The 26,573-nt window shown below is 75.6% G+C and carries 23 protein-coding genes and 1 pseudogene; 13 read left to right on the forward strand and 11 right to left on the reverse strand.

Annotated elements, in window-relative coordinates; genetic code table 11:
• The first annotated feature begins 113 nt into the window (after positions 1 to 113).
• The 7 genes from NPS70_RS11495 (at position 114) to NPS70_RS11525 (ending at position 6,072) form a co-directional block, all read left to right on the forward strand.
• Positions 114 to 332 (forward strand): hypothetical protein, encoded by a 219-nt coding sequence (locus NPS70_RS11495; RefSeq protein ID WP_256524060.1) that lies wholly within the window; start codon positions 114 to 116, stop codon positions 330 to 332.
• A 373-nt stretch (positions 333 to 705) separates the two neighbouring features.
• Positions 706 to 2,145: an ATP-binding protein gene (locus NPS70_RS11500; RefSeq protein ID WP_256524061.1), complete on the forward strand. Its 1,440-nt coding sequence runs from the start codon at positions 706 to 708 to the stop codon at positions 2,143 to 2,145.
• The gene (locus tag NPS70_RS11505; RefSeq protein ID WP_256524062.1) at positions 2,142 to 2,564 is read left to right on the forward strand and encodes a roadblock/LC7 domain-containing protein; all 423 of its coding nucleotides are present in this window, start codon (positions 2,142 to 2,144) and stop codon (positions 2,562 to 2,564) included. Before NPS70_RS11500 ends, NPS70_RS11505 begins: the two co-directional genes overlap by 4 nt.
• Positions 2,561 to 2,920, forward strand: a complete 360-nt coding sequence (locus NPS70_RS11510) for a DUF742 domain-containing protein (protein ID WP_256524063.1) — start codon at positions 2,561 to 2,563, stop codon at positions 2,918 to 2,920. Before NPS70_RS11505 ends, NPS70_RS11510 begins: the two co-directional genes overlap by 4 nt.
• Positions 2,895 to 3,560, forward strand: a complete 666-nt coding sequence (locus NPS70_RS11515) for an ATP/GTP-binding protein (RefSeq protein ID WP_374211983.1) — start codon at positions 2,895 to 2,897, stop codon at positions 3,558 to 3,560. The genes NPS70_RS11510 and NPS70_RS11515 overlap by 26 nt, the downstream gene beginning before the upstream one ends.
• Complete coding sequence (locus tag NPS70_RS11520; protein ID WP_256524065.1) at positions 3,557 to 4,843, forward strand: cytochrome P450; 1,287 nt, start codon at positions 3,557 to 3,559, stop codon at positions 4,841 to 4,843. Before NPS70_RS11515 ends, NPS70_RS11520 begins: the two co-directional genes overlap by 4 nt.
• Positions 4,840 to 6,072: a cytochrome P450 gene (locus tag NPS70_RS11525; protein ID WP_256524066.1), complete on the forward strand. Its 1,233-nt coding sequence runs from the start codon at positions 4,840 to 4,842 to the stop codon at positions 6,070 to 6,072. The genes NPS70_RS11520 and NPS70_RS11525 overlap by 4 nt, the downstream gene beginning before the upstream one ends.
• A 76-nt stretch (positions 6,073 to 6,148) precedes the next feature.
• Here the strand turns inward: NPS70_RS11525 and NPS70_RS11530 are convergent, their stop codons facing one another.
• The 3 genes and pseudogenes from NPS70_RS11530 to NPS70_RS11540 all read right to left on the reverse strand — a co-directional run.
• Complete coding sequence (locus tag NPS70_RS11530) at positions 6,149 to 6,856, reverse strand: hypothetical protein (RefSeq protein ID WP_256524067.1); 708 nt, start codon at positions 6,854 to 6,856, stop codon at positions 6,149 to 6,151.
• Between the two features lie 98 nt (positions 6,857 to 6,954).
• Positions 6,955 to 9,336: a PQQ-binding-like beta-propeller repeat protein gene (locus NPS70_RS11535; protein WP_256524068.1), complete on the reverse strand. Its 2,382-nt coding sequence runs from the start codon at positions 9,334 to 9,336 to the stop codon at positions 6,955 to 6,957.
• An 870-nt stretch (positions 9,337 to 10,206) separates the two neighbouring features.
• Positions 10,207 to 11,010 (reverse strand): annotated as a pseudogene (locus tag NPS70_RS11540) (VOC family protein); the annotation flags it as partial.
• Positions 11,011 to 11,277: 267 nt separating this feature from the next.
• Here NPS70_RS11540 and NPS70_RS11545 point away from each other — a divergent pair.
• From NPS70_RS11545 to NPS70_RS11555, 3 genes are all read left to right on the forward strand, one after another.
• Positions 11,278 to 11,925, forward strand: a complete 648-nt coding sequence (locus NPS70_RS11545; RefSeq protein WP_256524069.1) for a TetR family transcriptional regulator — start codon at positions 11,278 to 11,280, stop codon at positions 11,923 to 11,925.
• Positions 11,926 to 12,055: 130 nt separating this feature from the next.
• Complete coding sequence (locus NPS70_RS11550) at positions 12,056 to 12,739, forward strand: pyridoxal 5'-phosphate synthase (protein WP_256524070.1); 684 nt, start codon at positions 12,056 to 12,058, stop codon at positions 12,737 to 12,739.
• A gap of 135 nt (positions 12,740 to 12,874) precedes the next feature.
• Complete coding sequence (locus tag NPS70_RS11555) at positions 12,875 to 14,044, forward strand: NAD(P)/FAD-dependent oxidoreductase (RefSeq protein WP_256524071.1); 1,170 nt, start codon at positions 12,875 to 12,877, stop codon at positions 14,042 to 14,044.
• A gap of 48 nt (positions 14,045 to 14,092) precedes the next feature.
• Here NPS70_RS11555 and NPS70_RS11560 read toward each other — a convergent pair whose 3' ends face one another.
• From NPS70_RS11560 to NPS70_RS11575, 4 genes are all read right to left on the reverse strand, one after another.
• Entirely contained in the window at positions 14,093 to 14,947 is an 855-nt protein-coding gene (locus tag NPS70_RS11560; RefSeq protein ID WP_256524072.1) for a hypothetical protein, read from the reverse strand.
• A 310-nt stretch (positions 14,948 to 15,257) separates the two neighbouring features.
• Complete coding sequence (locus tag NPS70_RS11565) at positions 15,258 to 15,743, reverse strand: ATP-binding protein (protein ID WP_256524073.1); 486 nt, start codon at positions 15,741 to 15,743, stop codon at positions 15,258 to 15,260.
• A gap of 813 nt (positions 15,744 to 16,556) precedes the next feature.
• Positions 16,557 to 17,075: an EF-hand domain-containing protein gene (locus NPS70_RS11570; RefSeq protein WP_256524074.1), complete on the reverse strand. Its 519-nt coding sequence runs from the start codon at positions 17,073 to 17,075 to the stop codon at positions 16,557 to 16,559.
• A 104-nt stretch (positions 17,076 to 17,179) separates the two neighbouring features.
• Complete coding sequence (locus NPS70_RS11575; RefSeq protein ID WP_256524075.1) at positions 17,180 to 17,554, reverse strand: STAS domain-containing protein; 375 nt, start codon at positions 17,552 to 17,554, stop codon at positions 17,180 to 17,182.
• Between the two features lie 289 nt (positions 17,555 to 17,843).
• Here NPS70_RS11575 and NPS70_RS11580 point away from each other — a divergent pair, with 289 nt between their 5' ends.
• Both NPS70_RS11580 and NPS70_RS11585 read left to right on the forward strand, forming a co-directional pair.
• Positions 17,844 to 18,425 (forward strand): sigma factor, encoded by a 582-nt coding sequence (locus NPS70_RS11580; protein WP_256524076.1) that lies wholly within the window; start codon positions 17,844 to 17,846, stop codon positions 18,423 to 18,425.
• Positions 18,422 to 19,867, forward strand: coding sequence for a zf-HC2 domain-containing protein (locus tag NPS70_RS11585; protein ID WP_256524077.1), 1,446 nt, complete (start codon positions 18,422 to 18,424; stop codon positions 19,865 to 19,867). Before NPS70_RS11580 ends, NPS70_RS11585 begins: the two co-directional genes overlap by 4 nt.
• Positions 19,868 to 19,958: 91 nt before the next feature.
• On the opposite strand, the gene purU is transcribed toward NPS70_RS11585, so the two are convergent.
• Positions 19,959 to 20,810, reverse strand: coding sequence for a formyltetrahydrofolate deformylase (gene purU, locus NPS70_RS11590; RefSeq protein ID WP_256524078.1), 852 nt, complete (start codon positions 20,808 to 20,810; stop codon positions 19,959 to 19,961).
• A 167-nt stretch (positions 20,811 to 20,977) separates the two neighbouring features.
• On the reverse strand, positions 20,978 to 21,424 hold the full coding sequence (locus tag NPS70_RS11595; RefSeq protein WP_256524294.1) for a hypothetical protein: 447 nt from the start codon (positions 21,422 to 21,424) through the stop codon (positions 20,978 to 20,980).
• Between the two features lie 173 nt (positions 21,425 to 21,597).
• Here NPS70_RS11595 and NPS70_RS11600 point away from each other — a divergent pair, with 173 nt between their 5' ends.
• Complete coding sequence (locus NPS70_RS11600; protein ID WP_256524079.1) at positions 21,598 to 22,914, forward strand: ABC transporter substrate-binding protein; 1,317 nt, start codon at positions 21,598 to 21,600, stop codon at positions 22,912 to 22,914.
• A gap of 93 nt (positions 22,915 to 23,007) precedes the next feature.
• On the opposite strand, the gene NPS70_RS11605 is transcribed toward NPS70_RS11600, so the two are convergent.
• On the reverse strand, positions 23,008 to 24,897 hold the full coding sequence (locus tag NPS70_RS11605) for a hypothetical protein (protein WP_256524080.1): 1,890 nt from the start codon (positions 24,895 to 24,897) through the stop codon (positions 23,008 to 23,010).
• A gap of 131 nt (positions 24,898 to 25,028) precedes the next feature.
• The gene (locus tag NPS70_RS11610; RefSeq protein WP_256524081.1) at positions 25,029 to 26,414 is read right to left on the reverse strand and encodes a transcriptional regulator; all 1,386 of its coding nucleotides are present in this window, start codon (positions 26,412 to 26,414) and stop codon (positions 25,029 to 25,031) included.
• Positions 26,415 to 26,573 lie beyond the last annotated feature (159 nt).

Consider the following 26,573-nt stretch of genomic DNA (forward strand, 5'->3'; position numbering starts at 1 on the left):
CCGGTTCGTCGCATCGGGGGGCAGACGGATCGCCGTCTTCCGTCCGGCGGCCCTCGGGGGAGCTGCCGGGCGGAGGACACCTTTCACCAGCACGTACGAACAGGGGGACTGGGATGAGCAGGATCGAGCGGGACAAGGACGAACTCGCCCTTCTCGGCGACAACCACACGCCCGCACCGCCCGCCGACGGCGGCACGGGCACGGGCACGGGCACGGGCACGGGCACGGTTCCGGTGACCACACTGGGCGACAACCACACCCCGGCACCGCCCGCCGACGGCGGCATCAGGACGCTGGGCGACAACCACACGCCCGCGCCCCCGCGGGACTGAGTCCGGCACGACGGGGAACGGCCGCGGCGGCGCGGAGGGGGAGCCGCCGCGGCCGACGCGTGTGCGCCGGTGCGGAGTCCGGGCGGGCGGGGGCAACCCGCCACGGGGAGCGGGCCGGCGGCGGCGGTCCGGCGCCGAGGACGGGCCGACGGCGGAAGCGGGCACTCCACCCACGAGGGATTTCACGCCATGTGCGGCCGATTGTGGCCGGTGGCACACTCCGACACTTCGTCAACTTTGACCAGGGTCCGGACAAATCCAAAAGGATCTTGTGCGGAAACCGAGCACAATCGCACGGTGGCGGTGTGTACTTGGCGGGGTCCGCCCCCATCCGGGCGGACCACACCCCCTGCCTTCCCCGAGGTCCACCACAATGATCGAGATACCGGAGCTGGCCGCAGGCGGCCTGGCCGCCGGGACCCTGTCGGCATTCGCCCTCGGCGGCGGGCTCCTGCGCGCCCGCCGTGCGCGCGCCCGGCAGCAGGCCGAGATCGAGGCCCTGCGCGCCCGCCTCGACGCCACCGGACAGGAACTCGACCGCGCCGCGGCCGCGTTCACCGCGGAGATCGAGCACCTGGTCACCAAGCGGATGCCGGCCGAGGCGACCCGGAGCGCCCATACACACGTCCAGGTGCCGGGGCCCCTGGGCCCGGCCGGCACCGGGACCGACCGCGTACTCGAAGGGCTGCGCAACGCCATCGCCCACGAACGCAAGCGCGTGGACGCCGCCGCCCGCGCCGGAATGCGCGGCACCACCCGGGAGATCCAGGCCGGGCTCTACCGCCTCCAGGACGTCCTCCACGGCCTCCAGCAGCGCTACGACGACCCCGAGCTGGCGCAGACCCTCTTCGCCCTCGACCACGAGAACGAGCAGTCCCTGCGTCGGGCGCAGGTCGCCGCCGTGGTCTGCGGCGCCTGGGTCGGCCTCGCCCGCGAGGAGTCCCACCTGGTCGACGCCGTCACCGGCGGCCAGGCCCGGCTGGTGGGCTACCACCGCATCCAGGTCCACCACCACCTGGAGCCGGGCACCGCACTGGTCTCGCACGCGGTCGAGCCCGTGGCCATCATCGTCGCCGAGCTGCTGGACAACGCGCTGCGCCACTCCTCCCCGGACACGGCCGTCGTCGTCAACCTCGAACGGGCCCACCACGGAGTGACGGTGACCGTGGACGACGCCGGCGTCGGCATGGCCCCCGACGAACGCGCACGCGCCCAGAGGATGGTGGCGGGCAGCGAGCCGATCCTGCTGTCCGAGCTCGGCGACCCGCCGCGCATGGGGCTCGCCGCGATCGGCCAGCTCACCCGGCAGTTCGACCTCACCGTCGACCTCTCGACCCCCTCCCCCTACGGCGGCGTGCGCGCGGTCCTGCTCGTGAAGAACCACCTGCTCTCCTACATCGACCCGGTGCTCCACCCGGCGTCCGCGAGCGCCGCCCCGACGACCCGTCAGCAGGAGGAGCACGAGCCGCAGCCCGACCAGGTGCACCTCGTCCCCGGCGGCGCCGACGGCACGCGCCGGCGGCCCGCCTCCCCCGAGCCGGCTCCCGGCACGCGGTCCCCCTTCGAGCCGGCGCCGACGCCCGCACCGGCACCCGCCCGGCCCGCCCCCGCGGACCCCGTCCCGGAGCCCGTGGGCGAGGACGGCCTCCCCCGGCGGCGCCGGCGCGCCCCTGCCGCCGCCCCCGCGGACCCGCGCCGCCCCGCCTCCCCCTCACGCACCCCCGAGGAGTCCGCCGCGGCACTCGGGGCACTCCAGTCCGCCACCAACGCGGCCCGCAGGGCCGCCGCCTCCGAAGGGAGCGACCCCCGATGAACAGCCGCGAGACCGGTGACACGGCCTGGGTGCTCGATCCGATCCTGGAGATCCCTCATGTGCGCGCCGCGGTACTGCTGACCAGGGACGGGCTCGTCTCCGGCTTCTCCGCCGCCCTGTCGCAGGACTCCGCCGACCGCGTGGCCGCGATCGTCTCCACCGTGCAGGGCGCCTGCCGCACCGCCGCCGCCGCGTTCGCCGACGCGCCCGCGGCCCAGCTCCGGCAGGTCGTCGTCGAGTCCGACCACGGCTACATCCTGGTCGCACCGACCGACCACGGGACCTGCGTGGCGGCCTACGGAGGCCCCGAGGTCCGGCTCGACCTGCTGGGCCACCGTGTCCACTCCCAGGTCGCGCGGCTGGGCGAGAAGGCCATGGCCGCCGCACCACGCGGCGCCGAGGGCGGCTACCCCGTATGACGGGCCGCCGGAGCGGCCGGCCGCTCGTCCCCGCCTATCTGTCCACGGGCGGGGTGGCGCGGCCGAGCCGCAACAGTCTGGAGCGGCTGTCCGTGCTGACCGGCGCGGGCGGGCCGCCGCCCGCCGGGCTCCCCTCGGCCCAGGCGGCCCTGCTGGGCCTCCTCGACGGCGGCTCGCTCACGGTGATGGAGAGCGCGGCGCTGCTGCGGCTGCCGGTCTCCGCCGTACGCGTCCTGGCCGCCGCCCTGATCGACCAGGGGCTGGTGAGCGCGCGCCCACCGGTCCCGCCCGCCGCCCTGCCCGACCGCGACCTGCTGAAGAGAGTGGCCGATGGCCTCCGCGCCCTCAAGCTCTGACCGGATGCACAGCCCCGGGGTACCGCCCTCCGCGACGACGTCCGCCCCCGTGGCGCCGGAGGAGGTGAACCATCTCCCCGACTCCGCGCGAGAGTTGGTGAAGATCCTGGTCACCGGCCCGTTCGGGGTCGGCAAGACCACCCTGATCGACTCGGTGTCCGAGATCCGCCCGCTGCACACCGAGGAGCACCTGACCGAGGTCTCCGCGCGAGTCGACGACCTGGCCGGGGTCCGGGACAAGAGCACGACGACGGTCGCCATCGACTTCGGGCGGGTCTCCCTCGGGGACTCGGTGGTGCTGTACCTCTTCGGCACACCCGGGCAGGAGCGCTTCCGGCCGCTGTGGGACGACATCGCCTACGGGGCGCTCGGCGCCCTGGTGCTCGTCGACACCCGCCGGATCGACGCCTCCTTCGACGTCCTGGGCCTGGTCGAGGAGTCCGGCCTGCCGTACGCCGTCGCCCTCAACACCTTCCCGGACGCGAAGCAGTACACCGAGGAGCAGCTGCGGCGCTCCCTCGACCTGGAGCCGGACACCCCCCTGGTCACCTGCGACGCCAGGGACACCAACTCCTCCGTCGACTCCCTGCTCTCGCTCGTCCAGCACCTGATCGACCGCATGGCCCCGGAGGCGCAGTGACCGCGTACCCCGCCCGCTCCGACGCCTTCACGCTCACCGCGCCCGTGCGGCTGTGGGAGGAGGGCTTCGCCACCGACCCGTACGCCTACTACGCCACCCTGCGGGCACAGGGCCCGATCGGCTGGGCCGAACTGGCCCCGGGGATCTTCGCCTACGTGGTCACCGACCGGCGGGCGGCGCTCGACCTGCTGCACGACACCGAGACCTTCTCCGTGGACCCCCGGCCCTGGGAGCGGACGGTCTCGGAGGACTCGCCCGTCCTCGGGATGATGCGGTGGCGGGCCAACGCCCTCTTCGCGGACGGCGCCGAGCACGTGCGCTACCGCACCACCATGCTGGACGCCTTCGACCTGGTGGAGCCGCACGACCTGCGCGAGCGGGTGCACCGCGCGGTGGACATCCTGGTGTCCCGGTTCGGGCCCAGGGGCGAGGCCGATCTGGTGACCGAGTTCGCCCGCCCGATGATGGCGCTGATCTTCAACAGCCTCTTCGGCCTGCCGGACACCGAGTCCGGACGGCTCGACGCCGCGCTCGGCGCCATGATGGAGGGCGGTGAGCGCTCCGCCAAGGGCGAGGCCGAGTACGGCCGGTACGTGATGGAGCTGGTCGCCGCCAAGACCGCCGAGCGGGGCGACGACCTCACCAGCCGGCTGCTCGACCACCCCCTGGAGCTCACGCCGGAGGAGGTGGTGTGGCAGGTGTTCCTGATGCTGGGCGCGGGCCACGAACCCTCGGCCAACCTGATCTCCAACGCGCTCTCGCGGATCCTCGGGAACCCGGCGTACTACTCCACCCTGACCTCCGGGGCGCGGCCGGTGATGGACGCGGTCATGGAGGTGCTGCGGTACGAGACCCCGCTCTCCAACTACGGGGTGCACTTCGCCCGGGAGTCGACGAGTTTCCACGGGATGTGGCTCCAGGCCGCCGTGCCGATCGTCATCTCCTTCGGCGCGATGGGGCACTTCGCCGAGAAGGACTTCGCGGGGGCCCACCATCCGCACGACGCCTCGCACATGTCCTGGGGCGCCGGTCCGCACGCCTGCCCGGTGAAGCAGCCCGCCCTGCTGATCGCGACCGGCGCCATCGAGCGCCTCACCCAGTGGCTGCCCGACCTCGACCCGGTGCTGCCGCGGGAGCGGCTGGAATGGCGGCCGGGCCCCTTCCACCGGTCCCTGCGGGCGCTGCCCGTCCGCTTCACGCCCCGCACCCCCGACCGCACCCCCGCCCTGACACCCGGGCCTGCGGCCGGGACCCCGACCGACCAGGCAGGAGATCGCGCATGACCGCGTCCACCCGTGTGGCCATCGACCCGTTCGGGGCCGACATCGTCGCCGAGAGCGCCCGTCTGCGTGCGCTGGGCGCCGTGGTGCCCGTCGAGCTGCCGGGCGGCATCCCGGCCTGGGCGCCCACCGGCTACGACACCCTGAAGGCGCTGATCCTCGACCCGAGGGTCAGCAAGGACCCCCGCAGGCACTGGTCGCTCTTCCCCCAGGTGCCGGAGCGGCCCGAGTGGACCTGGATCCTCGGCTGGGTGGGCGTGGTCAACATGCTCTCCACCTACGGCAGCGACCACCGTCGCCTGCGCAAGCTGGTCGCGCCCAGCTTCACCGCCCGCCGGACGGAGGCGATGCGCGAACAGGTCGAGGGGATCACCGCCGAGCTGCTGGCGCAGGTGGACGCGGCGGGCGGGGACGGAACGCCGGTCGACCTCAAGGCGGCCTACGCGCACCCGCTGCCGATGCGGATGATCTGCGAGCTGTTCGGCGTCCCGGACCGGCTGCGGGAGGACACCGGCCGTCTGATCGCGGCCCTGATGGACACCTCGGACCCGAGCCCGGAGCGCGCCGCCTGGGTGCAGGAGCAGATCGGCTCGGTGCTCGGCGCCCTCATCGCCCACAAGGCGGAGAACGCGGGCGACGACATGACCACCGAGCTGATCCGGGTCCGCGACGAGGACGGGGACCGGCTCAGCGACGAGGAGCTGCTGTACACGCTGCTGCTGGTGATCGGGGCGGGCTTCGAGACGACGGTCAACCTCATCGGCAACGCGGTGGTGGCCCTGCTCCGCCACCCCGGGCAGCTGGCGGCCGTGCGTGCCAAGGAGATCTCCTGGGACCAGGTGGTGGACGAGGTGCTGCGGGTGCATCCCTCGATCGCCTCGCTGCCGCTGCGTTTCGCCGTCGAGGACCTGACGGTCGACGGGGTCACCGTCCCGGCCGGGGACGCGATCCTCACCACGTACGCGGCGGCCGGCAACGACCCGGCGCACTACGGGGCGACGGCCGCGGAGTTCGACGCCACGCGCTCGGCGGACGACCACATGGCCTTCGGGATCGGGGTGCACCGCTGCATCGGCGCCCCGCTGGCGCGGATGGAGGCGATCACCGCGCTGCCGGCCCTCTTCGACCGGTATCCGGACCTGGCGCTGGCCGTGGATCCGGCGGAGCTGCGGCAGGTTCCGTCCTTCATCGCCTACGGCTGGCAGGAGATCCCGGTCCGCCTGCACGGCTGACCGCCCGGCCGCCGGGCGGGTGTCGGGGCTGCCGGGGCGGAACGCGTGGGGAGGCGCCGTCGGGCAGGCGCCCGGCTCACCCCTCGTCGGCCCGGCCGCTCCCCCCGTGCGGGGGAGGACCGCCGGGCTCCGGGCCCGCCTCGCCGCCGCGCCCCGCATCGCTCCAGCGCTGCGGGCCGGCAGGCGGGGCGCCCTGCGGGGGTGCCGCGTACGGGGGCGGGCGGTAGACCGGCGGGGCGCCGGGCAGCGTGTCGTCGGGCCGCAGCGCATAGGGGCCGCGGCGGTAGGGCACGGGGCCGGTCGGGTCCGTGCCGTAGGGGCCCCAGTCCTCCTCCGGCGGCGGCGGAGCCGCCTCCTCCACGGGGACGTGCCGTCGGCGGCCGCTCATCACCAGGGCGCCCAGCAGCAGCAGGACGCCTCCCCCGGCGGCCAGCGCCACTCCCTCGCCCAGTCCGCCGCCGTCCCCGCCGACGGTGAGGCTGCCCGCGGCCTGCCCCTGGCGGACCATCCACAGCACGGTGAAGCCGAGGACCACCAGGCCCGCCAGGGCGACCGGCACCCGCAGGCGCAGGGCCACACCCACGACGGCGAGCAGGGCGGCGAAGACGAAGGGCAGCAGCAGCGAGGTGACGAGCGCGCCCTCGGCCGCGGTGATGCCCCCGAACAGGTCCTGGATCCGGTAGTCGCGCCCGAGGCGGCCGTCGTACCAGTCACGGAAGGGGCTCCATACGGCGGCCGCCGCTCCTGCGAGAGCGATCAGCGAGCCGATGACGTTGCGGACCATCGCCGGCCTCCTCGTGTCAGCCGTCTGCGGCCGATACCGCTCCCGCTGCCGACGCTACGCCCGCCCCGGGCCCCCCGCCATGCGGACCGGGCGGCCCCTCAGCGGCCCCCGCGCCCGGTCGCCGTGCCCTTGCCCGCGTCCAGGGCGTAGACGCAGCGGTCCTTGCTGCACGCGTACACCACACCGCCCCGGACCACCGGCGAGCCGCTGATCTCGCCGCCGGTGGCGAGCTTCCAGCGCAGCTGGCCGCCGCTCGCGTCGAGGGTGTAGAGCACATGGTCGGCCGAGCCGAAGTGCACCCGCCCGTCAGCCGCCACGGGCGTGCCGACCACCTCGCCGCCCGCCGCGAAGCGCCACATCGGCGTGCCGGTGACGGCGTCCAGGGTGTAGAGAGCGCTGCCGCTGCCGACGTGGACGTTCCCGGCGGCGACCAGCACCGGCTCGACCGAGGGGCGGGGCTCGGTGGCGATCCGCCAGCGGTCCTTGCCCGTGGCGGCGTCGAGCGCGTACACGGTTCCCAGGTAGTCGGCCAGGTACACCCCTCCGCCCGTGACGGCGGGGCCCGGGGCGAAGGCGGGCGGGGAGAGGAACACCGCGGGCGCCTCGAAGTGCCAGCGGACCAGGCCGGAGGCGATCTCCACGGCGATCACCCGGGTGCCGGCCGAGACGTAGGCGCAGCCGTCGGGGGCCGGCTGGACGCGGACCGGCACATGGCCGCAGGAGGCGGCGTCGCCCACGGGGTAGGACCAGCGCTCGGCGCCCGTACGGGCCTCCAGGGCGCGCAGCCGGGCGTCCTTCCACACGAAGACGGTGTCCCCGAAGATCGCCGGTCCCGCCTCGGCGGTCTCGAACTCGGTCTGCGCGCCGCTGACCTCCCACAGCTTCTCGCCGCCGGCGGCGTCCCAGGCCTGCACACCGCCGCCGCGGGTGCCGGTGAGCACCGTGCCCCGGTCGGCCTGGAGCGAGTACACCCAGGCGTCGGTCGTCAGGCGCCAGCGCTCGGCCCCGGTGGCCGCGTCCAGCGCGTAGAGCGTGGGGCCGTCGGAGCCGTGGATGCGGCCGCCGTCGACGGCCATGGACCAGGCGACGTCGCGGGTCTTGAACTGGCGCCGTCCGCTGGCGACGTCGAGGGCGTGGACCTCGAAGGAGGTCACGTAGAGGAGGTCGCCGTCGACGACCGGGGTCCCCCAGACGTCGTTCGACATGCGGAAGCGCCAGGGGCGCCAGTGCGTGGGGGCGGCGTCCTGCTGCGGTACCGGTACCGGCGGGGCCGAGGGCCCGGGGACGGCACGGGTGGCGGTGTCGGCGCCGGTCACTCCGGCGGGGGGCCGGATCCAGCCCGTCGCCGGTCCCGCGTCGGCGGCGGGCGGGCGCCCGGCGGCGGCGACGGCCGGGCCGGGGCCGATGGCCACTCCGGCGCCGGCGAGGCGGACCGGTCCGCCGTCGGCGGAGGCGGGCGGGGCGCCGACGGGGCCGCGCGGGTCGCCGGACGCGACCCGGGCGGGCTCCCGGTCGGGCGGCGGCGGCACGGGCGCCGGCGCGGGCCCCGGCGGCGGCCCCGGAGGACGGGCCGGCGCCTGGGTGCGGCCGCCGCCGCGGCGCGTCTCGATCATGGCCGTGGCCCGCCCGGGGAGCCAGGCGGATGCCGTGCCGCTGTCGTCGTGGCCGGAGGAGAACAGGTGCGGGGCGAGCTGCGCCTGGAGGTCCTCGGGGGTGGGCCGCAGACCGGCGTCCATCTGCATGCAGTGCTCGATGAGCGGGCGGAGCTCCTCGGGGAGCCCTTCGAGGTCGGGCCCCTCGCGCAGCAGCATGAAGACCGTCTCCACGGGGTTGGCCCCGTGGTAGGGCGCGTGCCCGGTGGCGGCGAACACCAGGGTGGAGCCGAGCGAGAAGACGTCGCTCGCGCCGGTGACGCTGCGCGAGTCGCGCGCCTGCTCGGGCGACATGTAGGCGGGGGTGCCGACCGCGACGTTGGTCATGGTCAGGCGGGTGTTGGAGACCCCGGAGGCGATGCCGAAGTCGATCACCCGGGGGCCGTCCTCGACGACCAGCACGTTCGAGGGCTTGAGGTCCCGGTGGACCAGTCCGGCGCCGTGGATGGACTGGAGCGCCTCCGCGATGCCGGCGGCCAGCCAGCGGACGGCCTGCGCGGGCAGCGGCCCGCACTGGTTGACGATCTCCTCCAGGGAGGGCGCCGGCACGTAGGCGGTGGCCAGCCACGGCACGGCGGCGCGCGGGTCGGCGTCCACGACGGCCGCGGTGTAGAAGCCGCTGACGGCCCGGGCCGCCTCGACCTCGCGGGTGAACCGGACGCGGAACAGCTGGTCCTCGGCGAGCTCGGTCCTCACCGTCTTGATCGCCACCCGGCGGCCGGAGGCCGACCGGGCGAGATAGACCAGTCCCATGCCCCCGGCCCCGAGCCGGCCCAGCACCTCGAACGGACCGATCCGTCTCGGGTCGTGCTGCGTCAGCTGATCCATACCCGCGTGCCACCTCCCCGTACGGACTCCTCACCGTGAAGGTCCGTCTCTTGCCGCCCCGTGCAGGGTCTCACCCGCGGGCCCGCGGAGGTGAGCACCCCTGATTGTTCCTGTCCGGGGCCGCCGTTGCGAACCCGGGGGCGGATCGGGGTGTCTCACCGCTTATCGGACGGGCCGGAGGGCGCCCCCGGCGGACGGCGGGCCGCGGCGGGGGAGAACCCGTCGAGGCCCGCCCGGGGCCGTCCCGGCGGGGCGTCCGGGCGGCGCCGTGCCGTCTCAGCCGGTCCCGGCGCCCTCGCCGCCGTCCGCGCCGGTCCCGCCGGTGCAGCCCCGGCCGGACCGCTCGCCGGTCTCCTCGGGCCCGCCGGTCTCCTCGGGCCCGTCGTGCTCCCCGGGTCCACCACCACCCTCCCGGGGGGCGGCCCGCTCATCTGCCCGAGCCTCCTCGGCGCCCTCCCCGCCGCCCTCGTCCGCCCGAGCCTCCCCGATGCCCTCCCCGCCGCCCTCGTCCGCCCGAGCCTCCCCGATGCCCTCCCCGCCGCCCTCGTCCGCCCGAGCCTCCTCGGCGCGCGGCTCCTCCGGGCCGGGCGCACCCCGCTCGCCGCGCTGCTCCGCACGGCTCCCGCGCCCTCGGCGCTCCCGCCCGATGCGCCGCCTCAGGCCGAGCCTGCCCCGTCCGGCCTCCCCTCCGCCCGCCTCGTCCGCCGCCGCTCCGCCCTCCTGCGGAGGCGCGGGCAGGGGGGCGCCCTCGGGGGCCTCGGAGTGCTCGCCGCCGGGGGCGGCCCCGGGGGCGCGTACCGGCCCGGGGGCGTCGTGCGGCCAGGGCGCGTCGGCCGCGCGGCGCTCGCCGGCACCGGTCCCGGGGCCGCCGCCGCGGGGCTCGGCGAGGACCGCGAAGGTGGCGCCCTGGTCGTCGCAGAGGACCGCGGTGCGCCCGTAGGGGACGTCGTACGGTTCGGTCCGCACCCGGCCGCCCAGGCGGAGCACGGTCGCGGCCGCGGCATCGCAGTCGGCCACGCGGAAGTACACCAGGAAGTGGCCCGGCATCTCGGCGGGCAGCGAGTCGTCGATGACGCTGCGCCCGCCCACGGCCGTGCTCTCGCCCGCTTCGCTCCCGGGCGGGGACCACATCCGGAAGCCCTCCGGGCCGTGGCCCTCGTCGAGGTCCGTCGCCCGGAAGCCGAACACCCCCTCGTAGAAGGCGTCCACCCGCTCCCTGGCCCGCGTGTAGACCTCGGCCCAGCAGTAGGAGCCCGGCTCGTCCTGCGTCTCGAAGCCGGCCCGGTCGCCCGCCTGCCACAGGCCGAAGACGGCTCCCCCGGGGTCGGCGACGACGGCGGCCGTGCCCTCGGTCCCGACGGGGAAGGGCTGGTTGATCACCTGTCCGCCGCTGGCGGTGATCAGGCGGGCGAGCGCCGCGGCGTCAGGGGTGGCGAGGTAGACGCTCCACACGGTCGGCATCCGGCCGTCGCGCTTCGGCGTCAGGGCCGCCACGAGGCTCCCGTCGCGGTAGGCGTCGGCGCGGCGCCCGCGGGTGCCGCCGCCGGGCAGGGGCTCCCCGCCGCGATCGGTGAAGGTCCATCCGAAGAGCTCCGCGTAGAACCGCTTGCCCGCTGCCACATCAGGGAGCGATGCGTCCACCCAGCACGGCGTTCCCTGCACGAATCCGGCCATGGGTGTCGCCCCTTCCGTGTGAGGACCGTCACCTTCACGCTAAGGGCGGCTCAGGCGGTGCGCGCGCAATCGCTCACCAAAAAAACGAACACACGAACGACCCCTTGCCGCAGGGCGGCGTTTTGCCCCTCTTGTCCCAGGTCAGAGCCGTTGCCTCGTCCACGGAACTTGTCCACAGCCTGTTGACAACGTGCGCCCTTCCGGGGCCTCCACCCCATTTGCAGTCGGCCGAATCGCGCCCCCATCACCCCTCGGTAAGCTGACGGCATGACAGGACAAGTACGCACCGTCGACGGCCGCGTGGCCGGTCGACGAGGCCAGGCGACGCGGCAGAAGCTGCTCGACTGCCTCAGCGAGATGCTCAGTTCCTCGCCGTACCGGGACGTCAAGGTCATCGATGTGGCCCGCAAGGCGGGCACCTCGCCGGCCACGTTCTACCAGTACTTCCCCGACGTCGAGGGCGCCGTCCTCGAAATCGCCGACGAAATGGCCAAGGAGGGTGCGTCGTTGGCCCAACTGGTCGCGGGCCGCTCCTGGGCCGGCAAGGCCGGGTGGGCGACGGCGGAGGAGTTCGTGGACGGGTTCCTCGACTTCTGGCGCCATCACGACGCGATCCTCCGGGTCGTCGACCTGGGCGCCGCGGAAGGGGACAAGAGGTTCCACCGGCTCCGCATGAAGATCCTCAACTCCGTCACCACACCCCTGACCGAGGCCGTGGAGGAGCTCCGCGCCAAGGGCAGGGTCGACAAGGACGTGAACCCCGCAGCGATCGCGGGCTCCCTGGTGGTGATGCTGGCCGCGGTGGCCTCCCACCAGAAGGGCTTCACCACCCTCGGGGTGAAGCAGGCCGAACTCCGGCCCAACCTGGCGCTGCTGGTCCACCTCGGCATCACCGGCCGCAAGCCCACCCGGTAGCCGCCCCGGCCCTTCCCCTTCCCGCGTCCTGTCACGCCGACGGCGGCCCACCCGCGAGGTGGCCGCCGTCGTCCGTCTTCCGGGCCCGGTCCGCCACGCCGCCCGCGCACCCGCGCTGTTGAATGGGCCCATGAGCGAGGACCCGAGCACCGCCCAGGAGGCGTTCCGGAGACTGCTGCACCGCCAGCGGGTCTGGGACCTCCCCTCCCTGCCCTCCTTCGACCCGGGCGCCGCCCCGGAGGAGCCCCTTGCCCTGTTCCTGCGGTGGTTCGCCGAGGCGGCGGCCGCGGGACAGCCGGAGCCGCACACCATGAGCCTGGCCACCGTGGACGAGTCGGGCCTGCCCGACGTCCGCACCGTGATGCTCCACGGCGCGGACGGCGAGGGCTGGCACTTCGCCTCGCACGCCACCAGCGCCAAGGGGCGCCAACTGGCCGCCCGCCCGCGGGCCGCCCTCGGCTTCTACTGGGCCGCGCAGGCGCGCCAGGTGCGGGTGCGGGGGACCGTGACCGCCGGCACGGCGGAGGAGGGGCAGGCCGACCTGCACGCCCGCTCCACGGGCGCCCTGGCGGCGGCCCTGACCGGCCGCCAGAGCGAAGTGCTGTACTCGCAGGCGGAGTTGGCGGCGGAGTCCGAGGCGGCCTGGGCGCGGGCCCAGGAGGAACCGGACGCCCCCGCACCCACCTGGACCGCCTACTCCCTGGCACCGGAGGAGGTCGAGTTCTTCCAGGGGGACGCCCGCCGGCGGCATGTGCGCCTCCGCTACCGCCTGCGCGCGGACGGAGGGTGGGACCGCGAACTGCTGTGGCCCTGACCCCCGGGACGGCGACCGGAGGGTGACGTGCCGTCACACACGGTGGTTGACGATGCAAGGGCGTGACCCAACCGCAACCGAACTCGGTCTTGACTGAGACCCATCAAGAAAACGGAACATTTACGCTCTCCGTTCATGGCCGGAAAAAAGGGGAGCACCATCGGCGTCGACCACACCGACGACCGGCCCGTCTACATCGTCGGCGGGGGGCCCGGCGGACTCGCGACCGCCGCCGCGCTCCGCGCGCGCGGAGTGCGCGCCGTGGTCCTGGAGCGGTCCGACGCGGTGGGCGCCTCCTGGCGCGGGCACTACGACCGCCTCCGCCTGCACACCACGCGCCGGCTGTCCGGCCTCCCGGGGCTCCCGCTCCCCCGGTCCTGCGGCCGTTGGACCACCCGCGACGACCTCGTGCGCTATCTGGAGTCCTACGCGGACCACCACGAGCTGGAGATCGTCACCGGCGTCGCCGTCTCCCGGATCGACCGGGCCGAGGGCGGCGACTGGACGCTGCACGCGACCGGCGGGCGCCTGCTGACCGGCCGGGCCGTGGTCGTCGCCACCGGGCGGTGCCACACGGCGCACCTCCCCGCCTGGCCGGGGCGCGAGGACTACACGGGCGAGCTGCTGCACTCCCGCGCGTACCGCTCCCCCGCCCCGTACGCGGGCCGGGAGGTGCTGGTGGTCGGCTCCGGCAACAGCGCCGCCGAGATAGCCGTCGACCTGGTCGAGGGCGGCGCGGCGCGGGTGAGCCTGGCGGTGCGCACACCACCCCACATCGTGCGCCGCTCGGTCGCGGGGTGGCCGGCCCAGCGCACCGGCGTCCTGGTGCGCCGGATGCCCGTGCGGCTCCTGGACGCGGCGGCCGGACTGCGCGGCCCGCTCGGCACCCCCGACCTCTCGCAGCACGGGCTGCCCCGCCCGGGGACCCCGCTCGGGACCCGGATGCGCCAGGGCGCCGCCCCGGTGGTGGACACCGGACTGGTCGCCGCCGTCCGCACGGGCCGGATCGAGGTGGTGGCACCGGTGGACTCCTTCGAGGGCGCCAAGGCCGTGCTGGCGGACGGCACCCGGGTCGCACCCGACGCGGTGATCGCGGCCACCGGCTACCGCAGCGGACTCGAGCAGCTCGTGGGCCACCTCGGCGTCCTGGACGAGGCGGGCCTCCCCCGGGCCCACGGACGGCGCTCCACCCCGAAGGCCCCGGGCCTGTACTTCACCGGGTTCACCACGCCGATCAGCGGCGTACTGCGGGAACTCTCCCGGGACGCCCGACGGTTGGCGCGCGCGGTCTCCGCCCGGCACTGAGGCCGGTACGGGACGTCCCCGCGGGCGCCCCGGGTCCGGTCCGGGCGCTCAGCCCCGGCGCAGGACGTACAGCTCCCCGGACTCCGGGTCGCCGACCACCGCGAAGAGCTCCGGCGCCTCCTCCGTCCCCGCGAACAGCCACCGGTCCCGCGCCCGGCCCTCGCAACCGGGCACCGCGAGCTCGACCGCGGCACGGCCGTCCCGGCCTCCGTCGGCGTAGCTCCACGTCGCCGCTCCGCTGCACTGCACGGCGTCCGGGCCCGCCCCGTCCCCCGGGGCGCCGGTCACGCTCGCCGTGCCGTCCCCGTGCAGGCGCAGCTCCGTGGTGCCCGACTCCTCGGTCCAGGTGCCCACGGTCGCCGCGCGGCCGATCTCGGGCGGCCGGTACCCCGAGAGGTGCCCGGTGTGCCGCCCGGCCCCGACGGCCAGGGCGGCTGCCGCCAGGCCGCCCAGCAGCCACAGGAGCGACTCCCCCACGATCCGCCCGTGGGAGACCGGGACGCCGCGCAGCAGGCGCCGGTCCACGGTCAGCGCGGCGCAGACCGGCAGGAGGCCGGTTCCCGCGGTCCACAGGAGGGCCGTCGGGTAGTCCGCGCCGCGGACCCAGCCCAGCACCGCGTAGGCCGCGCCGAGCGCGGCGGCGACCACGAGGGTCCAGCCGGCCGCGGGGTCGCCCGCGCGGCGCGCCACGGCGGCGCCCAGCGCCAGGGCGGGCAGGGTGAACAGCAGGGCGTGCAGGAAGGCCGCCGCGACGAGCACGAGCAGCGCGAACGGAAGCAGCAGGGCGCTCTCCGCGACCGGGTCGTACGCGTAGTACGTCTCCTCCTGGGACGGCAGCAGGGCGTGGGCGAACAACGCGACCACGGCCTGCGTGCCGAACGCCGAGGCGGCGGTGTAGGCCACCGCCCCCACCCCCGGCCCCCGGCCGCGTCGCGGAGCCCGAGGCGCCTGGTTCCGCTCCGCGGGTATCGCCGCGGCCATCCCCCACCCCCCTTTTTTGAACCTGTTCAACAGACTACGGGGGACGATAGCGCATGGCCGTGGACCGCGGGACGCGGGGGCGGGAGGACGTGGCGAGGGACAGGCCCGCACGACGGGGGCGGCGGCCGGGCGGGCCGAGGCGGCGCGGGGGCCGCCCCGGACCCCGGGCGCGCGCCGGGAGGCGCGGGACGCGGGGCGGGGAGGGGAGGGGAGGGGAGGGGAGGGGTGCGGGTCAGCCCGCGGTCGCCCTGAGGGGGCCGAGGGGGTCCCGTCCGAAGGCGGGGCGGGCGGACGGGGCCCGCCGCGGGGCCGGGGCGGCCGCACAGCGGTCGATCTCGCACCAGATGGCCTTGCCGGCACCCTCGGCGGTCCAGCCCCAGCGGTCGGCCAGGCCGTCGACGAGTTCGAGGCCGCGGCCGTTGGTGTCGTCCCCGTCGGCGCGGCGCGGCCGCGGCGGGACGGCGCTGGTGTCGGCGACCTCCACCCGCACGGTGCCCGTGTCGCCCGGGCCGGCGCCGAAGAGTATCCGCAGGACCGCCGGACAGCCGGTGTGCACCACCGCGTTGGTCACGAGTTCGGAGATCAGCAGGACCAGGGTGTCCGCGAGGGGTTCGTCACCGAGCCCCGAACGGGCCAGTCGCGAGCGGGCCCATCTGCGGGCCCGTCCCACCTCGGCGGGATCGGACCCGATCTCCAACTGCACCTGAAGCACCTGCACCGCTCACACCATCCGAACCGGCGGACACATCGCCTTGCGCCTCACTGCCATCACGGAACGTGATTCCCGTGCCGGACAGCATGGTTGACGTTCCGTCACCGCAACAAGCGCTTCGGGCATATTCCAGCGTGAAGGAGTACCCATGGTGCATACTGTGCGACGCACTGCGCAGGGGGTCGAACACAGGGCTGCGGATCGCGCCCACACGCCATGATCAGCGCGCATCGACGGCTCCGGAGCAGCCGGAGCGACCGCGCCGTGGAACCCCGCCCTCGCAGCGACTCGCATCCCACGGAGCGTACCGGAGCGACAACCCGACTCCGGGCCGTGACCGCCCCGGAGGAGGACACGACCCGGTATCAACACAGGGTGACGCTCCAGAGTGCTCGGGCCAAAGGCAGGCCCGGTCCGCCGCGCCACCGCTCCGGGGCACCGCGGCAGAGGGGCGCCCGCGGAGCGGGAGACGGCCGGCCGCGGGCCGGACCTCTCCGGGCCCGGTGCGGTGCGCGGCCGTGTGCGGGGAGCCGACCGGACCCGCGGCGGAGGAGCAGACCTCGGCGACGGAGTCCGGGCCGGAGCCGGTCAGCGCGGCGGAGGAGGAGACGGCCGACGTCCCCGGTGGCACACAGCGGCAGGCGAAGGGGCCCGCCCACGGGCAGGCCCGCACTCCCCGGTGGGTCGGCGTGCCGCGTCGGACGCGGTGCGCCGCACGGCGAGGGGTCGCCCTCCCACCGGGTGCACTCGCGCGATCCGGCACCACGGCGAGGTGCCGTGGCCGTCACGGCGCGCCCGCCGGGGAGTACGGGACAGGCCTCAGCTGGGCCGCTCCGGCGTGACGCAGTAGGCGGCGAAGGCCGCGACCACCTCGGACTCGGCGATCCGGCCGTCGCCGTCCCCGTCCAGGGCGCGGGCCGCGCGGGCCGCGTCCGCCTCGGTCGCGCCCAGGGCTCGCAGGACCCGTTCGGCTCCGGCCGGGGTGACGCCCCGGCCGTCCTCGTCGGCGATCGCGACCACGGCGTGCAGGAAGGGGCGGGCGATCTCGCAGAAGCGGTCCGGGTTGTCGCGCAGTCTCTTGGCGGCCCCGGTGACGAACTCCTCGCGGCTGACCCGCTGGTCCCCGTCGACGTCGGCGATGCCGGCCATGCCCTGCCAGAACGCCTCCGCCCCGCTGTAGAGGGCCTGGCCCCTGTCGGAACGGGCGGTCACGGAGAACTCGGCGAGCACCGCGGCGGCGGCCCTGCTGAAGTCCTCGCGGTCGATGGAGCCGTTGCCGTCCTGGTCGAAGGCCGCGAAGCGGGAGGCGACCTTCCGCTCGTATTCTGCGCTGTCCATGCGGTGAGCGTACGACCCCTCGCCCCCCGGCGGGTACGCCACCGCCGAATTGCCCCCCGGAGGCGGAAGGGCGAAGGAACGGTGTCCGGCGGGTGGCCGCCGCCCTACGCGGACAGCGGGCTGGCCTCGTCGTCCGCGGCGCTGGCCGCGTCCGCGTACACCTCGAAGAGCCGGCGTACCCCGAGCGCGGCGAGCACCCGGTTGACGTGGGAGCCCTCCTCGGCCCCGCGGGCGGGCAGGACGAGCCGGAGCCGGCCCTGGCAGGAGCGCATCAGCCGCCGTGCGGCGACCAGGACGCCCACGCCGCTGGAGTCGCAGAAGAACACCCCGGAGAGGTCCAGCACCACCTGGCGGTCGCCCGCGGCCACGGCATCGTGCACCCGCTGGCGCACCACGGGCGAGGACACCAGGTCGAGCTCGCCGCGCACCTGCAGGACGGTCCATCGGCCCTCGCGGGTCTCGGCCACCCTGAGCGTCATCCACGGCCCCCTTCTCGAACCGGTCGGCCCGGGTACCGGAAGCCGCCTTCCCACGCCCCTGCCCGACCGTCTCCCACTGAAACGCCGCGGATGCCGTGCACGGTTCCCCGCTCCACCCTCCGATACCGCGGAACTACCACGCGCGACAGCCCCTTGTCCCTCTTTGTCGCAAAGGATGGTGGGTTCTCGGCAGGGCCGACTACATTCGGCAGGACACGGGGCGGCGGACCACCGGACGAGCGGACGGCACGGCGGGACCGCGGCAACGGACGCAGGGACTGGGGGCCGCATGGCGAAGGACGCACCACCGCGCTGGGACCGCAGGATGCAGCAGCGGCTCGCGCGGGGCGAGGCCGCGGCGCTCGGCGAGCTCTACGACCGCTTCGCCTCGCTCGTGCACAGCCAGGCCCACCGCGTCCTGGAGGACGAGGAGGCAGCCGGCCAGGTCACCCGCGAGGTCTTCGGGTACATCTGGGAGAACCCCGACGCCTACGACCCCCGGCAGGGCCCGATGCGCGCCTGGGTCGCCCGGCTCACCAACACCCGGGCCGTCCGCAGGCTGCGCGAGAGCGAGGCCGCCTCGCTCGCCCCGGGCGACGGCGGCACCTCGGAGGAACTGGAGCAGCGGGTGCTCAGGGCGGCGGTGGCCGCCCGCGCCGACTACATCAGGAGCTCCATGCCCGCGCCGCTCCGGGCCGCCCTGGAACTGGCCTACTTCCAGCGCCGGGACTACCGGCAGACCGCGGCGGACCTGGGCGTCACCGAGGACGAGGCCCGGCGGCGGCTGCGGCTCGGCCTCCAGCTGCTGTCGACGGCCCACACCCGCCCGCTGGAGGGGTCTTCGCCACCCGGATACGGACGCGTCCTGTGAGCGGGCGCGGAGGCCCCTCCGACGACGGGGAGGGCCGGGACGGCGAGCACGACGAGGTGCGGGGCGTTCCCCGTATCCCGGGTCCGCGCGGGGCGGCGGACGACCTCCCGCCGGAGGCGTACCGCCCGCCGCCCCCGCCCGGCCCCCGGGGGACGCGGGAACGGGGCCCGGCGCCCGGCGGGGGCTCCGCCGCGGCATCCCCCGCGGCGGCGGACGCCCCGGAGGCGGACATCCCCGCGCCGGAGGCGGCGATACCGGACGGGACCCAGGGGGCGGCCGCGGGGACCGGGGAACCGCCCGGGGCCGACCCGGCGGATCACGCGCCGGCCGCGGACCCGGCGCCTGCCGCGCCCTCGCACGGCGTCCTGAAGTCGCTGCTCGGGGCATGGGCGCTGTCCGCGTGCTCCGCCGAGGAGACCGCGGCCGTGGAGGAGCACCTCGGCGAGTGCGCGCCCTGTGCGGACGAGGCGCTGCGCCTGCGCGACGCCGTCGGCCTGCTGCACACCGACCGCGACCTCGACCTCGATCCGCTGCTGCGCTTCCAGGTACTGGAGAACTGCCTGGTCCGCCGCCCGGCGCGCATCCCGGTGCCCGTCTGGGCCGACGCCTACGACGCCGAGACCGCCCGGCTCGACGCGCTGCTGCGGGACATCGGCCGCTCCGACTGGGACGCTCCGGTGCGGCTGAAGTGGTTCGAGGGCGAGCGGCAGGTGGACCGCCGGACGACCGTGGGCGGGGTCATCGCGCACCTCATGGGCGTCGACGGGCTGGTCGCCGCCGCCCTCGGCCTCCAGGACCCGCTGGGCGCCGAGGCGCCCCGGCAGCCCGCGCTGCGCACCGAGGCCGCATGGGACCTCGGTGCGGGCTCCGGGCCCCGTGTCCGGAAGCCGTGGCGCGAGCAGAGCCACGCGCTGATCCGCACGGTGTCCTTCGCCGGTGGCGGTGTGGCCGAACTACCCGTTTCCTACGGCTCGTTCGCCCTCCCGCTGCGGGACTCGCTGCTCGACCGCGCCTTCGAGTGCTGGATCCACGCGGACGACATCGCGGACGCCGTGGACTACCCCTACCCGGCCCCCGGCGGCGCCCATCTGCACCGGATGATCGACCTGGCGGCCCGGCTGCTTCCGGCGGCCCTCGCCGAACGCCGCCGGGCCGGACTCGCCGGGCCACCGCGGCAGCTGGTCTCGGCGGGCTCGCCCGGCCGGTCGCTGCACCTGGAGATCGAGGGCTCCGGGGGCGGGCACTGGTACATCGCCCTGGACTCCCCCGCGGCGGTCGGCTCCGCCGACCACTCGGTCGCCCAGGTGGCGCTGGACGGCGTGGAGTTCTGCCGGCTGGTGGCGGGCCACGTGTCACCGCAGGAGGCCGCCGCGGGCCACGACGGGGACCGGGAGGCGGTGCGCGAGGTGCTCTTCGCGGCGGCCGGGCTCAGCAGGATCTGATCCCGGCCCCTCCACGGCTCCCGGCGGGAGGCGCGCACGGGCCGGGGCGGGCCCTCCGGCGCCTGAGGCCTCAGGCCTCAGGCATCACGCCTCAGGCGAAGACGACGGTACGGCGGCCGTCCAGCAGGATGCGGTGCTCCGCGTGCCAGGTGACCGCGCGGGCCAGCGCCTGGCACTCCACGTCCCGTCCGGTGGCGACGAGCTGCTCGGGGGTCACCTGGTGGCCGACCCGCTGCACCTCCTGCTCGATGATCGGCCCCTCGTCGAGGTCGGCCGTCACGTAGTGCGCGGTGGCGCCGATGAGCTTCACTCCTCGGGCGTGCGCCTGGTGGTACGGCTTGGCGCCCTTGAAGCTCGGCAGGAAGGAGTGGTGGATGTTGATGATCCGGCCGCTGAGCTCCTTGCACAGGTCGTCCGAGAGCACCTGCATGTAGCGGGCGAGGACCACCAGTTCCACCCCCTCGGCGCGGACGAGCTCCAGCAGCCGCGCCTCGGCCTCGGCCTTGGTGTCCCTGGTGACGGGGATGTGGTGGAAGGGGACGCCGTAGGAGTGGACCAGATCGGCGAAGTCGGTGTGGTTGGAGACCACCGCGACGATGTCCACGGGCAGCACCCCGGTGCGCGCGCGGAAGAGCAGGTCGTTGAGGCAGTGGCCGAACTTGCTGACCATGAGCACGACCCGCATCCGCTCGGCGGCGTCGTGGATCTCCCACTCCATGGCGAAGGAGTCGCCGACGGCGGCGAAGCTCGCCCTGAGCTTGTCCAGCGTGACGGGGGCCTCGGCGGTGAAGTGGACCCTCATGAAGAACAGGCCCGTGTCCCGGTCCCCGAACTGCTGGCTGTCCTCGATGTTGCAGCCGGTGATGAACAGATAGCTCGAAACGGCGTGCACGATGCCCTTCTTGTCCGGGCACGACAGCGTCAGGACATACTCGTCGCTCATCCTCGTAGCCTGCCACACCCGCCGCCGCGGCCGTAGCGGCGTCCGCACCCCGGACGTCCCGCCTCCGCGGGGCCCCCGGTGGAGGCGGGACCCGGCGGACGGGCGTCACGGGGGCCGGGGTCCGGGCGCGGGGACGGGCGGCCGGGACGGGAGGTCAGGCCGGGAGGTCAGGCGCCGGCGGTGAGGATCCGCAGTGCGTCCAGCGAGCGCGGCGGCACATCGGGGTCCTCCCCGTCGCCGGCCGCGAGGGCCACGTGCGCCTCGCGCGCGGCCCGCACCGCCTCCGGCCAGCCCTGGTGCTCCAGGTAGGCGGAGACGGCGGCGTCCGGGCCGACCTGGTGCATGATGCGCAGCACCCGCAGCACGGCCGTGTCCACCAGGGAGGCCTCGCCCGCGTCGCGGAAGATCGTCCCGACGTACTTCTCGGCCGACCAGTTGTCGAGCCAGGTGTCCTCGACCAGGCGGTACACGGCGTCGGTGACGTCGCCGTACCCCTCCCGGCCGGTGAGCCAGCACTCCTGGTGGAAGGCGGGATCGGACAGCATGTGCAGCGCCGAGCGCACATTGCTGCGCCAGCGCCACCAGGGCATGTCGTTGAGCGGCATGCCGCCCATGGTGGAGGAGCGACGGCCGCGGCGGGAAGGGGGGACCGAACCTTGCTGCACGCACTCGATCGTACGGTCCGCCCCGGAGCGTCCGGATCCGCCCCCGCAATTCACCGTGCCGTCACCCCCTGTTGAACCGCGCTCACAGCGGCGTTCCCCCTGGACAGGAAGCGTACGGAGCCATGACCGGTAGGCGTCGCTCCACCTCCCCCCGCCCCTCCCCGACCTCCTCCCGCATCCGACTCGCATGCACCGCGGCCGTGGCGGCCGGAGCGTCGCTGATAGCCGGCTGCGGCGTCCTCCCAGGCGACGCGGGTGCCTCACGGGACCCGGTGACGGTGATGACCTTCGCCCCGGTGGACACCCGGGCGACCAACATGCCCGGAATGCCCGCCATGGCCCATACCTACGCCCGCTGGGTGGAGAGCCGCGGCGGCATGGACGGCCACGAACTCCGCGTGATCACCTGCAACGAGCAGAACACCCCGGAAGGGGCCGCGGCCTGCGCGCGGCGCGCCGTCAAGGAGGGCGTGGTGGCCGTCGTCGGCTCCTACAGCCAGTACGGCACCTTCATGGCCCCGCTGGAAGCCGCCGGGATCCCCTTCATCGGCGGATACGGCATCTCCGAGGAGGAGTTCACCAGCTATCTGTCCTACCCGGTCAACGGCGGGCAGCCGGCGCTGCTCGCCGGCAACGGCCGCCAGCTGGCGGGGTCCTGCGGCGGCGTCGCCCTGGTGCGCCCGGACAGCCTGGCGGGCGACGACCTGTCGCAGCTGCTGCACTCGGGGCTCACCTCGGACCGGGAGCACACCACGACCGCCGACATCCTCGCCAAGGACGACGCCACCGACTACACCGAGCAGGCCCGGCAGGCCCGCACGCAGGCCGCGAAGCCGGGCGACGCGGGGGCGCAGTCCGAGAGCGACCGTCCCGGCTGCGTGACCGCCGCACTGGGGGACCGCACGGAGACCTTCTTCGACTCCTACCGCCGCCTGCCCGACGACGGCCGCGACATCCGCATCGCCTCGGTCATCGGCAGCGTGGGCCAGCCCCTCGTCGACCGCACCGGGGGCCGCTCGGGGCCTTTCGAGGGCGCCTACGTCACCGGCTGGTACCCGGAGGCCGACGACCGGCGCTGGGACGCGATGCGCGAGGTCATCGACGAGCACGCCTTCGGGGACAACGCCGTCGACCCGGCGGACGCGGGCGTCCAGACCACCTGGATCGCCTACACGGTCCTGGAGAAGGTCGTGGGCGCGATCGACCGGGACACCATCACCCCCCGGACCCTGGCCTACACCCTCGACCAGGGGCTCCAGGTCTCGACCGACGGCCTCACCCCCGAACTGCGCTGGGGCTACGAGGACATGCTCCCGGCGCCGAGCTTCCCGCGCATCGTGAACCGCAGCGTCACCTTCCAGATCGTCAGGGAGGGCCGACTGGTCGCGGCCCAGGACGAGTTCGTCGACGTCGCCGACACCCTGACCTCGGCCTTCTGAGGCGGAGCGGAGCGGCGGTCCCCGGAGGCCCACCGGCCCCGGGGACCGCCGAGCCGTGCCGCCCCCGGGGCTCCCCGTCCGGCGGACGGACCGTCAGAGCTGGGTGCTCTGGCGCTCGGTGAGCCCGTGTTCGCGGGCGATGGCGTTCCACAGCGCGGCGGCCTCGTCCTTCGCCCGGGTGGCCTCGCCGCTGGCGCGGTTGCCCTGGGCGGTGTGCGAGGTGGTGCGCGCCTGGCCGTCCTTGCAGCCCCGCTTGCCCTTCACCTGCTTCGCCCAGGCCGCGTAGTGGTCGTCGGCCGAGGCGGACGCCTGCCATGCCTCGGTCAGTGCGGCCGTCAGCCGGGCGTGGTCGGGGAGTTCGTCCACCGCCAGCCCGTCGAGCCGGGTCACCAGGCCCCGGCGCTGCTCCGCCGCGTCCTTGAGGTCGGCGGCGGCCTGGTCCAGCTCGGTGCACTTCTTGATGTTCTCGACGGAGCGGATCACCGCGGCACGGCTGTCGTTGCTGTCCGCGAGCAGTTCGTCGAGCGCCTCGGCCTGCTCCTCGGCCGGGTCCTCGTCCGGCTCGGGCGGCTCGGGAGCGGTGCTCCGGGGGGACTCGGCGGCCACGGTGGCCGCCGCGGCGGGCGCCGGGCCCTCGTCCCCGCCGCTGAACAGGACGGCACCGACGCCGAGTCCGAGCACGGCGCAGCCGACGACCACCGCCGCCACCACCGGGACGACCGAGCGCCGGGCCCCGGACCGGCCGTCGCCCCGCCCGGGCGGGTCGTACGGCGGCGACCCGTGGGGCGGCTCCTGGCCGCCGCCGGGTCCGGCGGGCCGGGGCGGGGCCGCCGGTCCCGCGTCGTAGCGCGGCAGCTGCCGGGTGGAGTCGGCTCCCGCCGCGCCGGGCGCATCGGCCCGGAAGAGGCTGTCGAACTCGGCGGGCGGCGGGCGGTCCCCGGGGGCGCCGGGCCGGATGCCGAAGGGCGGGGCGGACGGCGCGGACGGCACGGGGGCGAGGTACTGCGTGGCGTCCTCCGCCCCGCCGGGAGCCGGGGCCGCCCGGTGGGGCGCGCCGTGCCGGGCGGGGGCCTTGGTGCCGAGGAAGGTCGTGGACTCGGCCGGCGACTCGGGAGGCAGCGCGCCGGGCTGCCCGGCATCGCCCGGCACCGGGGCGAGGTACTGGGTGGCATCGCCCGCACCGGGCGGCGCGGGCGGCACGGGGGCGAGGTACTGCGTGGCGTCCTCCGCCCCGCCGGGAGCCGGGGCGGCCCGCCCGCCCTGCGGGGGCAGCAGCCGGGTCTGCTCGGCGTCCGCCGCGGGTGCGGCTCCCGGGGCGGCCGCATGGGGGCCCGGTCCGTTCTGCGGCGGCAGGGGCTGCGCGGGAGTGCCGTGGGCGCCGTACGGCGGGGCCGCGGACTGCGCCCCCGGGCCGGGCGGGTAGCCGTGGCCCTGCCCGTGCGGTGCCTGCGCGGAGCCGTACCCCGCACCGGGCACCGGAGCGCCCCCGTACGAGGCACCCGGACCCTGGCCGCCCGGCACGGACGGATAGCCGTACCCGGGCGCCTGCGCGCCGGGCGGGGACGGGTGGCCGTGGCCCGGCACCTGCGCCCCCGGGCCGGGCGGGTAGCCGTGGCCCTGCCCGTGGGGCGCCTGCGCGGACCCGTACCCCGCACCGGGCACCGGAGCGCCCCCGTACGAGGCACCCGGACCCTGGCCGCCCGGCACGGACGGATAGCCGTACCCGGGCGCCTGGGCACCGGGCGGCGCCTCGCCGGAAGGCGGGCCCGGCGCGGCGCCGTGGCCGCCGGCCGGGTCCTGCCCCTCGGGCGGCTGCTGCGGGCCCCAGGGGGCGCCCCACGGCTGCCCGCCCGCGGGGGCCGCCTGCGCGCCCGACGGGCCGGGTATGACGGGCTCTTGGCCGTCTGCGGGCAGCACGACGCCCTCGTGCGCGGGCCGCGCGGCGGGCGGCCGCTGCTCGTCACCCTGTCCGCTGTGCGTCACCGGGACTCCTACGTCTGGGCCTACGGAATCGTCGGCTCACGCTACCGGGTGGCCCGACGCCCCCGCACACGTGTGCAGCGGTGGTGACACAGCCGGGACACGGGCGGCCCCCGCGGCCCGGCCGCGGCGGGTCAGGCCGCCGTCCGCAGGGCGAGCCGCGCGGCGAACTCCCGCACCGGGGGCTCCTGTGCGTAGGGTTCGAGCCGCTGCTGGAGATCCTCCAGGTACTGGGCGCCCCGGCCGGTGCGCAACCCGTCGAGCAGTTCCACCGCGCGGGCGGCCGTGTGGCAGGCGTGCTCCACCTCACGCTGCTGCACCTGGGCCGAGGACAGCAGCACCAGCCCGATCGCCCGGCGGCGGGCCTTGGAGGCGGGCAGGTGCGTCAGCGCCTCCCGGGCCGCCCGTGCGGCGGCCTCCGCCTCGCCCAGGTCCCGGTGGCAGTGGGCCAGTTCGTCCGCGAGGTAGGCGTGGTCGAAGTGGGCGATCCAGGCCGGGTCGTCACCGGACCCCGGTTCCGCGCGGTCGAGCGAGGCGACCGCCCGGGACAGCGACTCGTGGCAGGACCGCACGTCCCCGAGCAGCGCGTGGCCGCGGGCCTCGGCCGCGTGGAACATCGCCTCCGCACGGGGGGTGACCCTGCCCCTGGCGCCCTCCTGCGCGGCACGGGCGAGTTGGGCGATCTCGCGGGGGTTGCCGAGCTCGGCGGCGAGGTGGCTCATGGAGGCGGCCAGCACATAGCCGCCGTAGGCGCGGTCACCCGCCGCCTGGGCGAGCCGCAGCGCCTGGATGTAGTAGCGCTGGGCGAGGCCCGGCTGGCCGGTGTCGACCGCCATGTAGCCGGCCAGCTCCGTCAACCGGGCGACCGCCGCGAAGAGTTCGCGCCCCACGGTCTCCCGGTAGGCGCCCGAGAGCAGCCCGGAGACGACGCTGTTGAGGTAGTGGACCAGGACCGGCCGGACGTGCCCGCTGCCGAAGCGGTGGTCGAGCTCGGTCAGCGCGGCCGTCGTCGCGCGCACCGCCTCGACGTCCGAGGGGCCGACGCGCGCACCCGCCGTACGCGCCACCTGCGCGTCCGCCCCGGTGATCAGCCAGTCGCGGCTGGGCTCCACGAGCGCGGAGGCGGCGACGGCCGAGCCGGAGAGGAAGTCCCGGCGGCCCACGTCGGACCGCCACAGCTCGCAGACCTGCTCGATCGCACCGGGTACGGTCGGCGAGAACTGGAGCCCGACGCCGGTCGCGAGGTTCTTGCCGTTGGCCATGCCGATCTCGTCGATGGTGACGGTGCGCCCCAGCTTGCGCCCGAGCGCCTCGGCGATGACGCCCGGGGCCCGGCCGCGGGGCTGCTGGCCCCGCAGCCAGCGCGCCACCGAGGTCTTGTCGTACCTGAGGTCGAGCCCGCGTTCGGCGCCGACGATGTTGACCCGCCGTGCGAGGCCGGCGTTGGAGCACCCGGCCTCCTGGATGAGCGCCTGGAGCCGTTCGTTGGGCTGGCGGGCGACGAGTGGCCTGGCTGCCATGGTTGGTGACCCCCTGATGCCGCGTCGGTCAATGAGTCGGTCAATGAGTCGGCCGGTGAATCGGTCGATGAGTCGGTCGATGAGTCGGTCGACAGGTCGGTGAAGCGGTGAATCGGTGAATCGGTGAATCGGCCGCCGGGTCCGCCGGCCACCGGGTCG

It is taken from the genome of Streptomyces sp. C10-9-1 (assembly GCF_024497955.1).
GTDB classification, from domain to species: Bacteria; Actinomycetota; Actinomycetes; order Streptomycetales; family Streptomycetaceae; genus Streptomyces; species Streptomyces sanyensis.

Bases quoted from the DNA above. Each gene is read 5' to 3' on its own strand.
- NPS70_RS11495 (WP_256524060.1), top strand. From the start codon at position 114: ATGAGCAGGATCGAGCGGGACAAGGACGAACTCGCCCTTCTCGGCGAC.
- NPS70_RS11500 (WP_256524061.1), top strand. From the start codon at position 706: ATGATCGAGATACCGGAGCTGGCCGCAGGCGGCCTGGCCGCCGGGACC.
- NPS70_RS11505 (WP_256524062.1), top strand. From the start codon at position 2,142: ATGAACAGCCGCGAGACCGGTGACACGGCCTGGGTGCTCGATCCGATC.
- NPS70_RS11510 (WP_256524063.1), top strand. From the start codon at position 2,561: ATGACGGGCCGCCGGAGCGGCCGGCCGCTCGTCCCCGCCTATCTGTCC.
- NPS70_RS11515 (WP_374211983.1), top strand. From the start codon at position 2,895: ATGGCCTCCGCGCCCTCAAGCTCTGACCGGATGCACAGCCCCGGGGTA.
- NPS70_RS11525 (WP_256524066.1), top strand. From the start codon at position 4,840: ATGACCGCGTCCACCCGTGTGGCCATCGACCCGTTCGGGGCCGACATC.
- NPS70_RS11530 (WP_256524067.1), bottom strand. From the start codon at position 6,856: ATGGTCCGCAACGTCATCGGCTCGCTGATCGCTCTCGCAGGAGCGGCG.
- NPS70_RS11535 (WP_256524068.1), bottom strand. From the start codon at position 9,336: ATGGATCAGCTGACGCAGCACGACCCGAGACGGATCGGTCCGTTCGAG.
- NPS70_RS11545 (WP_256524069.1), top strand. From the start codon at position 11,278: ATGACAGGACAAGTACGCACCGTCGACGGCCGCGTGGCCGGTCGACGA.
- NPS70_RS11550 (WP_256524070.1), top strand. From the start codon at position 12,056: ATGAGCGAGGACCCGAGCACCGCCCAGGAGGCGTTCCGGAGACTGCTG.
- NPS70_RS11555 (WP_256524071.1), top strand. From the start codon at position 12,875: ATGGCCGGAAAAAAGGGGAGCACCATCGGCGTCGACCACACCGACGAC.
- NPS70_RS11570 (WP_256524074.1), bottom strand. From the start codon at position 17,075: ATGGACAGCGCAGAATACGAGCGGAAGGTCGCCTCCCGCTTCGCGGCC.
- NPS70_RS11575 (WP_256524075.1), bottom strand. From the start codon at position 17,554: ATGACGCTCAGGGTGGCCGAGACCCGCGAGGGCCGATGGACCGTCCTG.
- NPS70_RS11580 (WP_256524076.1), top strand. From the start codon at position 17,844: ATGGCGAAGGACGCACCACCGCGCTGGGACCGCAGGATGCAGCAGCGG.
- purU (WP_256524078.1), bottom strand. From the start codon at position 20,810: ATGAGCGACGAGTATGTCCTGACGCTGTCGTGCCCGGACAAGAAGGGC.
- NPS70_RS11595 (WP_256524294.1), bottom strand. From the start codon at position 21,424: ATGGGCGGCATGCCGCTCAACGACATGCCCTGGTGGCGCTGGCGCAGC.
- NPS70_RS11600 (WP_256524079.1), top strand. From the start codon at position 21,598: ATGACCGGTAGGCGTCGCTCCACCTCCCCCCGCCCCTCCCCGACCTCC.
- NPS70_RS11610 (WP_256524081.1), bottom strand. From the start codon at position 26,414: ATGGCAGCCAGGCCACTCGTCGCCCGCCAGCCCAACGAACGGCTCCAG.